The organism is Streptomyces sp. NPDC093586 (assembly GCF_044764905.1).
Taxonomy (GTDB): domain Bacteria; phylum Actinomycetota; class Actinomycetes; order Streptomycetales; family Streptomycetaceae; genus Streptomyces.
Window position 1 is genome coordinate 106,731 of sequence record NZ_JBIWJA010000016.1, and the last position, 14,247, is coordinate 120,977.

Genomic DNA, 14,247 nt, shown 5'->3' on the forward strand with positions numbered 1-14,247 from the left:
CCCGGGTGTCCGAGGCTCAGGCGCCGCTCTCCCGGAGCATGTCCTCGCGTTCGACGAGCTTCACGCGCTCGCGTCCCTGCGGCTCGCCCAGCGCCTTCTCCGCGGCGTCGAGCTTGTACCAGCCCTCCCACGTGGTGAAGCGGACGTTCCGCTCGGCGAGGTACGCGTCCACGGCCTCCGGGCCGGGAGAGGCGGGGGTGTGCAGGCGGCCGTTCGCGTAGTCGTCCAGCAGGTTCGACACCGTCTCGTTGGCGTCGCCCTTGGTGTGGCCGATCAGGCCGATCGGACCGCGCCGGATCCAGCCGGTGACGTACGTCGACCGCAGGTGCTCGCCGGTCTCCTGGACGACGCGCCCGCCCTCGTCCGGGACCGTGCCGGAGTCGAGGTCCCAGGGCAGCTTGGGCAGCCGGTCGGACAGGTAGCCGACGGCCCGGTAGACCGCCTGGACGTCCCAGTCCTTGAACTCGCCGGTGCCCTTGACGTTGCCGGTGCCGTCCAGCGCGGTGCGCTCGGTGCGCAGGCCGACGACCTTGCCGTCCTCACCGAGGATCTCGGCGGGCGACTCGAAGAAGTGCAGGTACAGCTTGTGCGGCCGGTCGCCGACGTCGCGGATCGCCCAGTTCTCCAGGGTCTTGGCGACCATGTCGGCCTGCTTGTTGCCGCGCCGGGTCGCGATCGAGCCGTCGTCGTAGTCGATGTCCTCGGGGTCGACGATGACCTCGATGTTCGGGGAGTGGTCCAGCTCCCGCAGCTCCATCGGGCTGAACTTCGCCTGCGCCGGGCCGCGCCGTCCGAAGACGTGGATCTCCAGGGCCTTGTTGGCCTTGAGACCCTCGTAGACGTTCGGCGGGATCTCGGTCGGCAGCAGCTCGTCGGCCGTCTTGGCGAGGATGCGGGCCACGTCGAGGGCCACGTTGCCGACACCGAGGACGGCGACCTTCTCCGCCTCCAGCGGCCAGGTGCGCGGCACGTCCGGATGGCCGTCGTACCAGGACACGAAGTCGGCGGCGCCGTAGGAGCCGTCGAGGTCGATGCCGGGTATGGACAGCGCCCGGTCGGCCGTGGCGCCCGTGGCGAAGATCACGCCGTCGTAGAACGTGCGCAGGTCGTCCAGACCGATGTCGGTCGGGTAGTCCACGTTGCCGAAGAGGCGGATCTGCGGTTTGTCGAGCACCTGGTGCAGGGCGGTGATGATGCCCTTGATCCGCGGGTGGTCGGGCGCGACGCCGTAGCGGATGAGCCCGAACGGGGCGGGCATGCGCTCGAAGATGTCGATGGACACACCGGGATCGGCGGCCACCTCGGACTTGAGCAGGGCGTCGGCGGCGTAGATCCCGGCCGGGCCGGATCCGACGATGGCTACCCGCAGAGGGCGGGGCATGTTCAGGTTCCCTTCGAGCGGTGACAGATCGACTCTCGGGGAAGCCTAAGCTAAGGCAAGCCTAAGTCGGTACGCGGGTCCGGTCTATGAGGTCATAAGGGCGGCTTATGGGATCCCATGGTCCGGCTTTGCGGCCCGGGTTTGAATCCCCGGGCACGGGTGACGCAGGCGTGGGACGCGGCGTACGCGTCCCCGCCCACCGCGTGAGGGGAGCCCCCGTGCACCGTCCGGACGACCGCCCGGAACCGAACCGGTGGCGGGCCCTGTGGGTGACGCTGGTCGCCGGTTTCATGAGCCTGCTGGACGTGACGATCGTCGCCGTCGCCCTGCCGTCCCTGCAGCGGGAACTGCACGCCTCCGCGGCGTCCGTGCAGTGGGTCGTCTCCGGCTACGCCCTCGCGTTCGCCCTGACCCTGGTCACGGCCGGCCGGGTCGGCGACGCGTTCGGCAGGCGCCGCGTCTTCCTCGCCGCCCTCGCCGCCTTCGTGGTGTTCAGCGCCGCGGCGGGGGCCGCACCCGGCATCGGGCTGCTGGTGGCCGCCCGGCTCGCCCAGGGTGTCGCCGCGGGCAGTCTCGCGCCGCAGAACTCGGCGCTGATCCAGCAGCTCTTCCGCGGCGCGGAACGCGGACGCGCGTTCGGCCTCTTCGGCGCCACGGTGGGGGTCTCCAGCGCCGTGGGACCGGTCGTCGGCGGCGCGATCCTCGCGCTGGCCGGTCCCGGGGGCTGGCGGTGGATCTTCTACGTGAACGTGCCCGTCGGCGTGGTCGCCTTCCTGCTCGGCCTGCGCCTGCTGCCACGGGTCGCCCCAGGCGGCCGGGGCCGCCTGGACCCGGTGGGCGTCGTGCTCCTGGGCGCCGGGATCCTCGCCGTGATGCTGCCGCTGGTGCTCGCCGAGGCGGGCGGGGTGCGCCGTACGTGGTGGCTGTTCCCGGCGGGGCTGCTGATCCTGTTCGGGTTCGCCCGGTGGGAACGCCGCGTCGCCCGCCGCGGCGGGGCACCCCTGCTGGACCCGGCGCTGCTCACCGAGACCCGCGGCTACGCCACCGGCGCGGGCCTGGGCGCCCTGTACTTCGTCGGGTTCAGCGGGGTGTGGCTCGTGTTCGCGCTCTTCTTCCAGAACGGGCTGGGCTTCTCCCCCCTCATGTCCGGCCTGGCCGTGACCCCGTTCGCCGTGGGCTCCGCCGCCGCGGCGGCCGTCGCGGGCCGGCTGGTGGAGCGGCTGGGACGGCTGCTGACCGTCTGGGGACTCGTCGCCGTCATGGCCGGGCTCGGCACGACCGCGCTGGTGCTGTGGCTCGCGCCGTCCGGCCGCGCCGCCTGGTTCGCGGCCCCGGCGCTGCTGGTGGGCGGGCTCGGCAGCGGCTGCGTGATCTCCCCGAACATCACGATGACGCTGCGGGACGTGCCGGTGCGGATGGCGGGCGCCGCCGGCGGCGCCCTGCAGACCGGACAGCGCCTCGGCGCCGCCGTGGGCACCGCCGCGCTGCCCGGGCTGTTCTACCTGACGCTGAACGCCACCCACGGCGACCACCACCGGGCCATGGCCCTGTCGGTCGGCTCCGGCGTCGCCGCCATGCTGTGCGCGCTGACCGTCGCCGTCCTCGACCGGCGCCGGGACCGCGCAGGCCGCGACCGCCGCCCGCCCAGGACGTCCCACCGCCGCACCCACGCGGGGCGGGGCTGAGGGACCGGCCTCAGCGGCGCTTGCCGAACTTCCGCAGCATCTCCTGCGCCTGCGCGCGGCGCCGGGGGTCCGAGGCGGCGCGGCGCACCTGCTCCGCCGCACGGCGGCCCTGCGGGCTGCGCGCGAACTCCTTGATCCGGTCCAGCATTCCGGCCATGACATCCTCCGGGTCGACGGCTCTGCCGTGTCGTTGTCCGTACGCCGTCCTTCTACCCGGCGGACTCCTGATCAGCCCGTCGGCCGCCCCCGGGTTCCGGTCGCCGGGTTTGACGCCGTCGCGGCGGGTGACCCGCAGGACAGGACATCGAACCCGACGCCGTGAGGAGAACAGCCGTGGCCGGCAATGAGAAGTCCAAGTCCAAGCTGGAACAGGCCAAGGGGAAGGCGAAGGAGGCGGCGGGCCGTGCCGTCGGCAACGAGAGGATGACGGCCGAGGGCCGCGCCGAGCAGGCGAAGGGCGACGCACGCCAGGCCAAGGAAAAGGGCAAGGACATCTTCCGGGACTGATCCGGCAGCGGCGGAGCGGCAATCACACGGGCCGCGGAGGAGGGCGTACGGCCCCCTTCGCGGCCCGTCGCGGTGCCCGGTCCGGTCAGTCTCCGGTCAGTCGATGCGGTAGCTGTCGCCGTACACCCGCCAGTGCAGCGGCGGATCGAGGTCGAGATTGCCCGCGCGCAGGAAGACGCGCTGCGCCGTGTCGACCCGGCTGGTGTCGCTGTGCGCCGCCTCCTGCCTCATCGCCCACACCCGCGCGTCGAGGAAGGCGTGCAGGTAGGTCACCTCGTCGCCGCCGAGGGCCGGGGGCCGGGCCTGGCGCAGGGCCCGCTCGCGGATCGCGGGGAAGCCGGCGCGGTCGTCGCCGCCGCCGTGCATCACCATCGCGTCGTAGTACGCGAACTGGCCGAGCGTCCGCAGCCCGTCCTCCACGGCCCGCCGGACGGCCGGGCCGAAGTACACGCGGTCGCGTTCGTCGTCCTGTGCCCGGCAGAACTCCCGGTCACGGGCGGCCCGGCGCCAGTCGCCGGGGAAGTCCGGGTCCAGGCCCGCGTGCGAGTCGGTGCCGTTCACCGCGCACAGCGCGGGCAGGTACCGGGCGAGCGGGTTGTCCGGCCTGCGGTCGGTGTAGAGCCGCACCAGGTCGAGCATGTCGCCGGTGCCGGAGCAGAAGCCGATGATGCCCGCGGTGTACCCGCGGCCGTCACCGATGTCCTCGATGTACGCGTACTGCGCCTTCCAGTCGAGCGAGGAGTTCTCGGCGCTCGACACCAGACGCATGGCGATCTCCTTCTTCGCCGGGTCGCCGAGCCCCGCCGGACGCCCGGGCGCCGCACGCGACGGCCGAGGCACGGGGAGCGCCGTCGCCGACGACGCGGAGGTCAGGGCGCGCAGGACGCGGCGCAGGACGCCCCGGGGGCGCGCCGGATCGGGGGACGGGTCGTTCACGGATTCTCCTGGTGTTCGGACCGACGGACGGCGGCCGGCCCCGTCAGGACACCGGCTGCTCCGCCCAGATGACCTTGCCGTCCGGCGTGTAACGGGTGCCCCACCGCTCGGCCAGCTGTGCCACGAGGAACAGACCGCGCCCGCCCTCGTCGGTCATCGCCGCGTAGCGCAGGTGCGGTGAGGTGCTGCTGCTGTCGAACACCTCGCAGATCAGACTACGGTCGCGCAGCACCCGTACGTGGACGGTCTCACCGCCGTACCGGATCGCGTTGGTGACCAGCTCGCTCAGGATCAGCTCCGTCGTGAACGCCAGCTCGTCCAGTCCCCACTCCGCCAGCCGCCGCGTGACCTGCGCACGCACGTCGCCGACGGCGGCCGGGTCGTTCGGCACCCGCCACTCGGCGACCCGGTCCGGGCCCAGTACGCGGGTCCGTGCCACGAGCAGGGCGATGTCGTCGCCCGGCCGGTCCGGGAGCCGGGCGTCGAGGACGGCACTGCAGGTCTCCTCCGGCGTCTCACCCGCGATCTCCAGTGCCCTGCGCAGCTGTTCGAGGCCGACGTCGATGTCGTGCTCCCGGTCCTCCACGAGCCCGTCGGTGTACAGCACGATCCGGCTGCCCTCCGCCAGGCGCAGCTCGGCCGTCTCGAACGGCAGACCGCCCAGGCCCAGCGGGGGACCGGCGGGCACCTCGGGAAACTCCACGCGGCCGTCCGGGTGGACGAGAGCGGGCGGCGGATGACCGGCCCGGGCGACCGCACAGGAGCCGGCGACCGGGTCGTAGACCGCGTAGAGGCAGGTCGCGCCGGTGACCGGGGCGCTGCCGTCCTCGGCGGTCTCGTCCTGGTCGATGCGGGCGACCAGCTCGTCCAGCAGGGTGAGCAGTTCGTCGGGCGGCAGGTCCAGCGTGGAGAAGTTGTGCACCGCCGTCCGCAGCCGTCCCATGGTGGCCGCGGCGTGCAGTCCGTGGCCGACGACGTCGCCCACCACGAGCGCGACCCGGGCCCCGGACAGCGGCAGCACGTCGAACCAGTCCCCGCCCACCCCCGCCTGCGCGGGCAGATAGCGGTGGGCGACGTCCAGGGCGTTCTGCTCGGGCATCCTGCGGGGCAGCAGGCTCCGCTGGAGCGTCACCGCCATGCCGTGCTCGCGCGTGTAGCGGCGCGCGTTGTCGATGGAGACCGCGGCGCGCGCGACCAGCTCCTCGGCGAGGGCCAGGTCGTCCCCGTCGAACGCGTCGGGCCGGCGGCAGCGCCAGAAGGTGACCAGTCCGAGCACCAGGGCACCCGCGCGCAGCGGCACGGTGATCAGCGAGTGGATGCCGTGTTCCAGCACCCGGGTGGTGCGTTCAGGGTCCTGCGCGTGCCACCCCTGGGCGCGACGGAGGTCCGGTTCCAGGACCGGGCGGCCGGTGCTCAGGGCCCGGCCCTGCGGGGACGTGGCCACGAAGTGGATCTGCCGGCCCACCGGGTAGAGCGGTACGTCCTCGTCGGCGCCGCTGAGCGCGGTCCGGCGCAGCGGAGTCACCGCCTCCGGCCGGCCGCCGCTCAGCACCGCGTCGAACAGGTCCACGGTGGCGTGGTCCGCGAACCGGGGCGCGGCCAGTGCCGCCAGTTCCTCGGCGGTCCGGGTGACGTCCAGGCTGGTGCCGATGCCCACCCCGGCGTCGTACAGCATGTCCAGCCGCTCCCGGGCGGTCTCGGCACGACCGGACAGGGCCCGCAGCTCCGTGGAGTCGCGCAGGGTGGCGACGCTGCCGGGCGGACCGCCCCGCTCGTCCGTGGGCCGCAGGTTGACCGCCAGCAGCCGGTCCTTGACCAGGTGCACCTCGTCCGTGGCGACCCGCCCGGAGTCCAGCAGCCGTGCCGTGTCCTCGGGCAGCCCGAGGTCCAGGACGTGTCGGCCCTCGGCGTCGGCGGGCAGGTCGAGCAGGCGGTGCGCCTCGTCGTTGGCAAGCAGCAGCCTGCCCTCGCCGCCGACGATGAGCACGCCCTCGCGCACGGAGTGCAGGACCGCGTCGTGGTGTTCGTACATCCGGGTCATCTCGTGCGGGCCCAGGCCGTGCGTCTGCCGCAGCAGCCGCCGGCTGACCAGCGCCGTGCCCGCCGTCGCCAGGGCGAGTCCGACGCCCGCGGCGATCAGCACCATCGGCAGCTGCCGGTCGGCGACGCCGCCCACGTTCTCCGTCGTGATGCCTGCCGAGACCAGGCCGACGACCTTTCCGCCCGGCGCCTCGACCGGCACCACGGCCTGGACCAGCCGGCCTATGGTGCCGTCGATCTCCTCGGTCACGGTCCGCCCGGCCAGCGCGGGGGCGGTGTTCCCCACGAACTTCTTGCCGATGCGGTCGGGTATCGGGTGGGTGTAGCGGATGCCGTCGGTGTTCATGACGACGATGAAGTCGACGCCCGTCGCCTTGCGCGCAGCCTCGGCCCGGGGCTGGAGCACCGCCGTGGGATCGGGGCTGCGCAACGCCTCGAGGATGCCGGGGGAGTTCGCGAACGTCGCGGCCACGGCGACCGACCGGTTACGCGCCTCCACCGTGCTGTCGTGCTGTACCTGGAGGACGAGCGAGACCACCGCCACCACCACGAGCAGCAGCACGATGACCACGTTCAGGACGAAGACCTGTCCGGCGACGCTGCGTCCGGACAGCATCGACCGCAGAGCCGCGACCCGGCCCCGCCGTCCCGCCGCCGCTGCCCGCCGTGACCGGTCCGCGTCTCGCTGCCGGGCGAGCGAACCGATGGGACGACGGGGCGACCGCTCTCCCGATCGACCCATCAGTCGGACCATGTGCCCATGTCTACACTGCCGGGCCGCCGGAGGCGAGGGACATCCGGAGGGACGGCTGCGGGCCCCGCCCTCACCGGGGGGCTTCCGCGGCCGGGAGGCCGGGCGGCCGGGCGGCGAGCAACAGGACGATGTCGTCGAGGCGGACGGCGCCGGGCCGAGCCGGACCCGGCGGGTGGTGGATCCGTGGACCCACGCCCGGCACCGCCCCACGGGGAAGGCCCCGTACCAGGGTGCGCCCGTCCGGGTGGCGCACGAGCGGTGGCGGGCGCCCGGCGCGGAGGTACCGATGGGCGTCGGACCTGTGCCGGAACCCTCCGGGGCTCGGGTCCGGTGGCGCGGCGCCCGGCGTGCGGGCGCCTGGAGCGGGGACGCGGAGAACGGAGAAAGGGGGCGGGCCGCGGGCCCGCCGCGCACTCACACCGGGGCAGGGATCCCCACCTGTGCGTGGCCCATGGCCGACCCGGCGGTCACACGGTCGGTCCCACTGTCCGTCGAGGGCCGGGGCAACGCCGTTCCGCGGCCCACCGCGGACCGCGGACCGCGTTCCGCGGTGGGCCGCGGGCCGCGCGGTCCGCCCTCAACGGGGTGCGTCCGGCGGAAGTTGGGTCAAAGGAGGGGACGGCGCCGGTTCGGTGCGTATCGTGAATCAGCGCGGGCCTTCGCTCCTCCTCCTCGGCCCCGGACCGGACGGTGAGGCTCTGTATGACTCCGGCGCACGGACCCGATGCCGCGGACGCCCCTGCCATGTCCGCCGTGGTGGAGTTCAGTGGCGGATCCGCGATGATCCCGGCCTCCCGCGACGTCGTCCAGGGCTTCGTCGCGCGACTCGGCGAGGCCGGTGTGAAAACCGCCGACACCTTCCTGGACGCCGCCCGTCTGGTCGCCAGCGAACTGGTGACGAACGCGCTCCGGCACGCGCCGGGCCCGTGCCGGCTGATGCTGACACTGGTGGGGGACGGCGTGGAGATCGCGGTGTCGGACACGGGGGAGGGCTTCCCCACGTTCCTGCCGAGCGATCCCCTGCGCGTCGGCCGGCACGGCCTGGAGATAGTGACGCGTCTGTGCGACGAGGTCATCACCAAGCCGCACGCGACCGGCAAGACCGTCTTCGTGCGTCTGCCCCTGCGATGACCCGCCGACGCCGGCGGACCGGACGCGTGGCCCTCAGCCGGCCAGGGCCTGCTCGACGGTGGGATGACAGGCGATGAGCGTGTCCACCCCGACGAGTTGCAGGACGCGCAGGACGGCCTGCTGGGGTGCGGCGAGCCGGAAGAAGACGCCGTGGGACTCGGCGGCCTGGTGGGTGGAGATCAGCACGTTGATGCCGCTGGAGTCCAGGAAGGCGACCTCCGAGAGGTCGACCACCGTGCCCGGCGTCGTCCGGACGCAGGACAGCAGGACGTCGCGGAGCTGACTGCTGCCGTCGAGGTCGACTTCTCCGGCGAGGGTGACGATGCTGACGCCGCCGCCCGTGGTGGTACGGGTGATCAGCAGCCGCTCGGGTACTGCCGCTCCCTCGGTGTCCGCCACGCTTCCCTCGCTTCTCGCATGTGCCCGGCCGTCGTTGGTGGCCTTGATGTTAAGGCTCTTCGGGATCCGTGTGGGCCACTTGCGCAGACCGGAAGGGGGCCGGGCCGGCCGTGGCGGCTCGACGCGCGCGATGGCCGTCCTCTGACTACCGTCGAGATGTGGTGGATCACACATTCGAAGAGCTCGTGCAGAAGCGCCACGCGGCGGACCAGGCACACCACCGGGTCGAGGAGCTGCGCGACTCGTACGGGCCTCCTACGCAGCACGAGTGGACCCGACGGCAGTCGCACACGTACGAGACCGCCGTACGGGCATGGCGCGACCTGGACCGGGACGCGCAGACCGCCATGACGGAGTACGTGAAGGAGGAGGGACAGTCCCGGCACAAGCTCGAGGAGGAGGTCCGCGAGGCCGTCCAGGACGGGCGGCCGGGGACCTGACGCACATCATGGGACAGGCGGCCACGCGCCCTGTGGCCGCCTGTGTCCGTGCCCCGGGCCCGGCCGGGCTTCGACGTCCGGGCCGGGGCGAGCCTCCGGGCCTGCGGCCCGCGTCAGCTCCGGCGGGCCGCGGCCTCGCCGACGAGGTCGCGTACGGCGGGCAGTGCCGCGGCCCGGTCCGCGGGCACCAGCCCGATGCGGGTGCGCCGGTCCAGCAGGTCGGCCTCGTCGAGGGCCCCCTCGTGCCGCAGGGCCCACACCAGTTCCGCCCCGGTGACGGGGTGGCCGGGCAGCACGCGCTCGCCGAGCCGGGGGTCCCGGTCGGCCAGGGCCCGCACGGCCGGTGCCTCCGTGCCGTAGAGCCGCACCAGGCGGCGCGGCGCCCGCAGCGCGGCGAGGACGTGCGGCGCGGCGGCGCCGACCAGCGGCAGCGCGGCGGTGAGGGAGGGCCCGGCGGAGAGGCGGCGGGCGGCGACGGCGGCGTCCACAGCGTCCTCGGCCATGCGCCGGTACGTGGTGAGCTTGCCGCCGACCACGGTGACCACCCCCTCCGGCGAGGTGAGCACGGCGTGCCGGCGGGAGACGTCCGCGGTCCGGGCCCCGGCGCCGGGCCGGTCCCGCGGGGTGGTGTCCAGCAGGGGACGCAGGCCCGCGAAGGCGCCGGCCACGTCCTCGCGGCGCACGGGCACGTCCAGGACCGAGCCGAGCACGTCGAGCAGGAAGCCGATGTCCGCCTCCGGCACCTCGGGGACGTCCGGGACCGGGCCGTCCACGGGCTCGTCGGTCAGCCCGACGTAGACCCGGCCGTCGCCCTGGGGCAGGACGAGGACGAAGCGGTTGGTCTCCCCGGGGACCGGGACGTGCAGTCCCGCGGGCAGCGGGCCGAGGGCCTCCGAGCGCAGCACCAGGTGGGTGCCGCGGGAGGGCCGGATCCGGACGCCGTCCACGAGGTCGCCGGCCCACACCCCGGAGGCGTTGATCACCGCCCGGGCGCGGATCCCGCCCTCCTCGCCGGTGACCTCGTCCCGTATCCGGGCGCCGGACGAGGTGAGCTCCAGTGCCCGCACCCGGGTCAGGATCCGGGCGCCGTGCGCGGCGGCGGTGCGGGCCAGGGCGGTCACCAGCCGGGCGTCGTCGGTGAGCCGGCCGTCCCAGGACAGCAGGCCGCCGCGCAGCCCGGCGGAGCGCAGCGCCGGGGCCAGGTGGCGGGTCTCCACGGCGGACAGCCGGCGCGGCGCGGGCAGCGTCGCCCGGGCCGTACGCGCGGCCAGCCGCAGCGTGTCGCCGGCCCGGAACCCCGCCCGGGCCAGCGTGGCCTGGGCGCGGGAGACCAGCGGCGTCAGCGGCAGCACGAACGGCTGGGCGCGCACCAGGTGCGGGGCGGTGCGCTCCATCAGCACGCCGCGCTCCACCGCGCTCTCGTGGGCGACGTCGAGCTGGGCGGAGGCGAGGTAGCGCAGACCGCCGTGGATGAGCTTCGAGCTCCACCGGGAGGTGCCGAAGGCCAGGTCGTGGGCGTCCACGGCGACGACGCTCAGGCCCCGGGCGGCGGCGTCCAGGGCGGCGCCGGCGCCGGTCGCGCCGAGGCCGACGACCAGGACGTCGACGACCGGGCCGCCGACCGTGCCGGCCAGTTCCCGCGAGCGCCGCGCGGCGGACAGGGCGGCACCGTCGGGGCTGCCGTCGGGGCTCATGGCGTGAGGGTCCTCTCGAGGATGGTCCGCAGCTCCGCGAGGAAGGCCGCGGCGGTCAGGTCGGGGTCGTCCTCGTCGGTCATGGTCCGCAGGGACAGGGCGTAGGACTGCACGACCAGCAGCACGGACCGCGCCTGCCGCTCGGGGGGCGCCGCGCGCACCGACCCGTCGGCGTGCCCCTCCCGCAGCGCGGCGGCCAGCAGCTCCAGCAGGGCCTCCTGGCTCGCCCCGCGCCGGTCCAGCACATAGGGCAGCAGCAGCTCGGGATCGACGTCGACGATCTTGCGGAAGAGCGGGTGGGCGCGGAACGCCGCCACCCCCGTCACCAGCCCCTCGACGATGCGTGAGCGGGTCTCCAGCCCGGGCCCCGGCTCGGGGACGGCCCCGGTGGCGACGGCGATCCACTCCCGGGTCATCAGGTCGCCGACCAGGGACCGCACGTCGGGCCAGCGCCGGTAGAGCGTCATCCGGGAGACGCCGGCGCGGCGGGCCACGTCGGTCATGGTCGTACGGCGGACGCCGACGGCCAGGACGCAGTCGCGTACGGCGTCGAGCACCGTGTCGTTGTCCGAGGAGTTCGGCCGGCTCGAGTGGTTGTGACGATTGGGCGTCATGTGTAACAGTGTAACGCCAGTGAGGCCGCACGGGCGGCATCCCCCGCATCGACCGGTGAGGACGACAGGCGATGGACATGCTGTGGAACGGCTGGGGCGACCCGGCCCGCGCGACGCCGCTGCCCGACACCGTGACCGGGCTGCTGCGCGATCTGCTCGGCGTCGAGGAGAGCGGCAGTGCGCCCGTCCGCCTGGAGGAGATCGACGTCCCCGCCGCTCTGGACGACCCGGCCCGCCAGGCGCTGCTGGCCGCCGTCGGCGACCGCGCCGACCGGGTGCGCACGGACGCCGAGACCCGTGTCCGGCACACCCGCGGCAAGTCCACGCCCGACCTGCTGCGCATGCGCAGGGGCGACGTCCGCGACACCCCGGCCGCCGTCGTCCTGCCCGGCAGCCACGACGAGGTGCTCGCGGTCATGCGGGTCTGCGCAGACCACGGTCTGGCGCTCGTCCCGTTCGGTGGCGGCACCTCCGTCGTCGGCGGTCTCGCCCCCGGCCGGCCGGGCCCCTTCGTCGCCCTCGACCTGCGGCACATGAACCGCCTGCTCGGCCTCGACCCGGTCTCCCGCACCGCCACGCTGCAGCCCGGCCTGCGCGCCCCCGAGGCCGAGGCCCTGCTCGTGGAGCACGGCCACACCCTCGGTCACTTCCCCCAGTCCTACGAATGGGCCACCATCGGCGGCTTCGCCGCGACCCGTTCCAGCGGACAGGCCTCCGCCGGGTACGGACGCTTCGACGACATGGTGCTGGGCCTGACCCTCGCCACCCCCGAGGGCACCCTCGACACGGGCCGCGCCCCCCGCTCCGCGGCCGGCCCCGACCTGCGCCAGCTCGTGCTGGGCTCGGAGGGCGCGTTCGGCGTCATCACCTCCGTGACCGTGCGGATCCGGCCGGTGCCGGACGTCCGCCGCTACGAGGGCTGGCGCTTCACCTCCTTCGACGAGGGCGCCGCCGCCCTGCGCCGCCTCGCCCAGGACGGTCCGCGCCCGACGGTGCTGCGGCTGTCCGACGAGACCGAGACCCTGATCGGCCTCGCCCAGCCCGACGCCATCGGCGCCTCCCTCGCCGAACAGAACGCCGGATGCCTCGCGATCGTCGGCTTCGAGGGCACGGAGGAGGACACCGCGCACCGCCGGGATGCGGCGGCGGCCGTACTCGCCGAGCACGGCGGCACGTTCGCCGGCGGGGAACCGGGGGAGCGGTGGGCGCACGGCCGGTACTCCGCGCCCTACCTGCGCGACTCCCTGCTGGACGCCGGGGCGCTCGCCGAGACCCTGGAGACGGCGGCCTACTGGTCCCGGATCCCCGGGCTGTACACGGCCGTCCGCGACGCGCTCACCACGACGCTCACCGAGGCCGGCACCCCGCCGCTGGTCATGTGCCACATCTCGCACGTCTACGAGAACGGCGCCTCCCTGTACTTCACCGTCGTCTCGGCCCAGGGCGACGACGCCGTGGCCCACTGGACCCGCGCCAAGCACGCCGCCAACGAGGCGATCCTCGCCGCCGGCGGCACCATCACCCACCACCACGCGGTCGGCACCGACCACCGCGACTGGTACCTGAGGGAGGCGGGCCCCCTCGGCATCGAGGCCCTGCGCGCCGTCAAGCGGCGCCTGGACCCGGCCGGACTGCTCAACCCGGGTGTCCTCCTGCCCGCCGACTGAGCCCGGCCGGCCCGCCGCCCGGCCCGTAGGCACGCCCGTGGGACGCGCCCCCCGAGACAACAGTCCGGCACCACCCGTCAGCCCGGAGGCACACCGATGCGACAGTTCACCGCCGTCGTCAACCCCACCGCGGGCGGCGCCGGCTCCGCCGCCGCGCTGCTCGCGGTGGCCCGGCTGCTGCGGGAGGCGGGCGCCGGGCTGGAGACCGAGTACAGCCGCAGCCTCGCCCACGCCCGGGACATCGCCCGGGAGGCCGGGCGGCGGGGCCGGGTGGTGCTCGCCGTCGGCGGGGACGGGATGGCCGGCGGCATCGGCGGCGCCCTCAGCGGCACCGGCGCCGTGCTGGGCCTCGTCCCGGCCGGCCGCGGCAACGACTTCGCCCGCGCGCTGCGCCTGCCCACCGAGCCCGAAGCCCTCGCCGGGCTGCTGCTGCGCGGCGAGCCGCGCCCCGTCGACACCATCGAGGTCACCTCCGCCGTCCACGACCGCACCGTCGTGCTCGGCAGCGTCTACGCGGGGGTCGACGCGCTCGCCAACCGGCACGCCAACCACGCGCGCCTGCTGCGCGGCACCGCCTCCTACTACGCGGGCGCCCTGCGCGCCGTCACCACCTGGCGCCCCACCCGCTACCGGGTCACCGTCGACGGCCGGGAGCACGCCTTCACCGGCTACACCGTGGTGGCCGCCAACTCCGGCTACTACGGCTCCGACCGCCTCATCGCCCCCGCCGCCCGGGTGGACGACGGCCTGCTGGAGGTCGTGATGATCCGGCACGCGCCGCGGCGGCTGTTCTTCGCCCTGATGAACGACCTCACCACCGGCGCCCACGTCCACCGCCCCCAGGTACGCGTCCTGCGCGGGAAGGAGGTCCGGATCGAGGCCGACCGGCCCATACCCTACGGCGCCGACGGCGAGGTGGACGCCGTCGTCCCCGTCACGGCCAGGGTGCTCCCCGGGGCACTGCGCGTCCTGCGCTGACCACGCCAGGGGGGCCGACCG

General features: G+C 74.6%; 13 protein-coding genes. 6 read left to right on the forward strand and 7 right to left on the reverse strand.

The window, feature by feature from the left end:
• Positions 1-16: 16 nt before the first annotated feature.
• A complete protein-coding gene (locus ACIRFH_RS18815) occupies positions 17-1,381 on the reverse strand; it encodes an FAD-dependent oxidoreductase (RefSeq protein ID WP_403521894.1) in 1,365 nt (454 codons plus the stop codon).
• A 218-nt stretch (positions 1,382-1,599) separates the two neighbouring features.
• Between ACIRFH_RS18815 and ACIRFH_RS18820 the strand changes: the two genes are divergently transcribed.
• Entirely contained in the window at positions 1,600-3,066 is a 1,467-nt protein-coding gene (locus tag ACIRFH_RS18820; protein WP_403521896.1) for an MFS transporter, read from the forward strand.
• Positions 3,067-3,076: 10 nt separating this feature from the next.
• Here ACIRFH_RS18820 and ACIRFH_RS18825 read toward each other — a convergent pair whose 3' ends face one another.
• On the reverse strand, positions 3,077-3,223 hold the full coding sequence (locus ACIRFH_RS18825) for a hypothetical protein (protein WP_403521898.1): 147 nt from the start codon (positions 3,221-3,223) through the stop codon (positions 3,077-3,079).
• 176 nt (positions 3,224-3,399) lie between these two features.
• Here ACIRFH_RS18825 and ACIRFH_RS18830 point away from each other — a divergent pair, with 176 nt between their 5' ends.
• On the forward strand, positions 3,400-3,573 hold the full coding sequence (locus ACIRFH_RS18830; protein WP_403521900.1) for a CsbD family protein: 174 nt from the start codon (positions 3,400-3,402) through the stop codon (positions 3,571-3,573).
• A 96-nt stretch (positions 3,574-3,669) separates the two neighbouring features.
• Here the strand turns inward: ACIRFH_RS18830 and ACIRFH_RS18835 are convergent, their stop codons facing one another.
• Together ACIRFH_RS18835 and ACIRFH_RS18840 are read right to left on the reverse strand one after the other, a co-directional pair.
• Positions 3,670-4,509, reverse strand: coding sequence for a chitosanase (locus ACIRFH_RS18835; protein WP_403521902.1), 840 nt, complete (start codon positions 4,507-4,509; stop codon positions 3,670-3,672).
• Positions 4,510-4,552: 43 nt separating this feature from the next.
• Positions 4,553-7,165 carry a SpoIIE family protein phosphatase gene (locus ACIRFH_RS18840; RefSeq protein ID WP_403521904.1) on the reverse strand — a complete coding sequence of 871 codons (2,613 nt, stop codon included), beginning with the start codon at positions 7,163-7,165 and terminating at the stop codon, positions 4,553-4,555.
• Between the two features lie 882 nt (positions 7,166-8,047).
• Between ACIRFH_RS18840 and ACIRFH_RS18845 the strand changes: the two genes are divergently transcribed.
• Positions 8,048-8,434, forward strand: a complete 387-nt coding sequence (locus tag ACIRFH_RS18845; RefSeq protein WP_403521906.1) for an ATP-binding protein — start codon at positions 8,048-8,050, stop codon at positions 8,432-8,434.
• Positions 8,435-8,467: 33 nt separating this feature from the next.
• Here the strand turns inward: ACIRFH_RS18845 and ACIRFH_RS18850 are convergent, their stop codons facing one another.
• Positions 8,468-8,833, reverse strand: a complete 366-nt coding sequence (locus ACIRFH_RS18850) for an STAS domain-containing protein (RefSeq protein WP_403521908.1) — start codon at positions 8,831-8,833, stop codon at positions 8,468-8,470.
• A 161-nt stretch (positions 8,834-8,994) separates the two neighbouring features.
• On the opposite strand from ACIRFH_RS18850, the gene ACIRFH_RS18855 reads away from it, so the two are divergent.
• Positions 8,995-9,273, forward strand: coding sequence for a hypothetical protein (locus tag ACIRFH_RS18855; protein ID WP_403522023.1), 279 nt, complete (start codon positions 8,995-8,997; stop codon positions 9,271-9,273).
• A gap of 113 nt (positions 9,274-9,386) precedes the next feature.
• Here the strand turns inward: ACIRFH_RS18855 and ACIRFH_RS18860 are convergent, their stop codons facing one another.
• Positions 9,387-10,967, reverse strand: a complete 1,581-nt coding sequence (locus ACIRFH_RS18860) for a glycerol-3-phosphate dehydrogenase/oxidase (protein ID WP_403521910.1) — start codon at positions 10,965-10,967, stop codon at positions 9,387-9,389.
• Complete coding sequence (locus tag ACIRFH_RS18865) at positions 10,964-11,581, reverse strand: TetR/AcrR family transcriptional regulator (RefSeq protein ID WP_403521912.1); 618 nt, start codon at positions 11,579-11,581, stop codon at positions 10,964-10,966. The genes ACIRFH_RS18860 and ACIRFH_RS18865 overlap by 4 nt, the downstream gene beginning before the upstream one ends.
• A gap of 71 nt (positions 11,582-11,652) precedes the next feature.
• Here ACIRFH_RS18865 and ACIRFH_RS18870 point away from each other — a divergent pair, with 71 nt between their 5' ends.
• Positions 11,653-13,248, forward strand: a complete 1,596-nt coding sequence (locus ACIRFH_RS18870; protein ID WP_403521914.1) for an FAD-binding oxidoreductase — start codon at positions 11,653-11,655, stop codon at positions 13,246-13,248.
• Positions 13,249-13,344: 96 nt separating this feature from the next.
• Entirely contained in the window at positions 13,345-14,226 is an 882-nt protein-coding gene (locus tag ACIRFH_RS18875) for a diacylglycerol kinase family protein (RefSeq protein ID WP_403521915.1), read from the forward strand.
• Positions 14,227-14,247 lie beyond the last annotated feature (21 nt).

Excerpts from the sequence above, each read along its gene's own strand:
- ACIRFH_RS18845 (WP_403521906.1), top strand. The coding sequence starts at position 8,048 with ATGTCCGCCGTGGTGGAGTTCAGTGGCGGATCCGCGATGATCCCGGCC.
- ACIRFH_RS18815 (WP_403521894.1), bottom strand. The coding sequence starts at position 1,381 with ATGCCCCGCCCTCTGCGGGTAGCCATCGTCGGATCCGGCCCGGCCGGG.
- ACIRFH_RS18840 (WP_403521904.1), bottom strand. The coding sequence starts at position 7,165 with ATGCTGTCCGGACGCAGCGTCGCCGGACAGGTCTTCGTCCTGAACGTG.
- ACIRFH_RS18860 (WP_403521910.1), bottom strand. The coding sequence starts at position 10,967 with ATGAGCCCCGACGGCAGCCCCGACGGTGCCGCCCTGTCCGCCGCGCGG.
- ACIRFH_RS18870 (WP_403521914.1), top strand. The coding sequence starts at position 11,653 with ATGGACATGCTGTGGAACGGCTGGGGCGACCCGGCCCGCGCGACGCCG.
- ACIRFH_RS18865 (WP_403521912.1), bottom strand. The coding sequence starts at position 11,581 with ATGACGCCCAATCGTCACAACCACTCGAGCCGGCCGAACTCCTCGGAC.
- ACIRFH_RS18875 (WP_403521915.1), top strand. The coding sequence starts at position 13,345 with ATGCGACAGTTCACCGCCGTCGTCAACCCCACCGCGGGCGGCGCCGGC.
- ACIRFH_RS18825 (WP_403521898.1), bottom strand. The coding sequence starts at position 3,223 with ATGGCCGGAATGCTGGACCGGATCAAGGAGTTCGCGCGCAGCCCGCAG.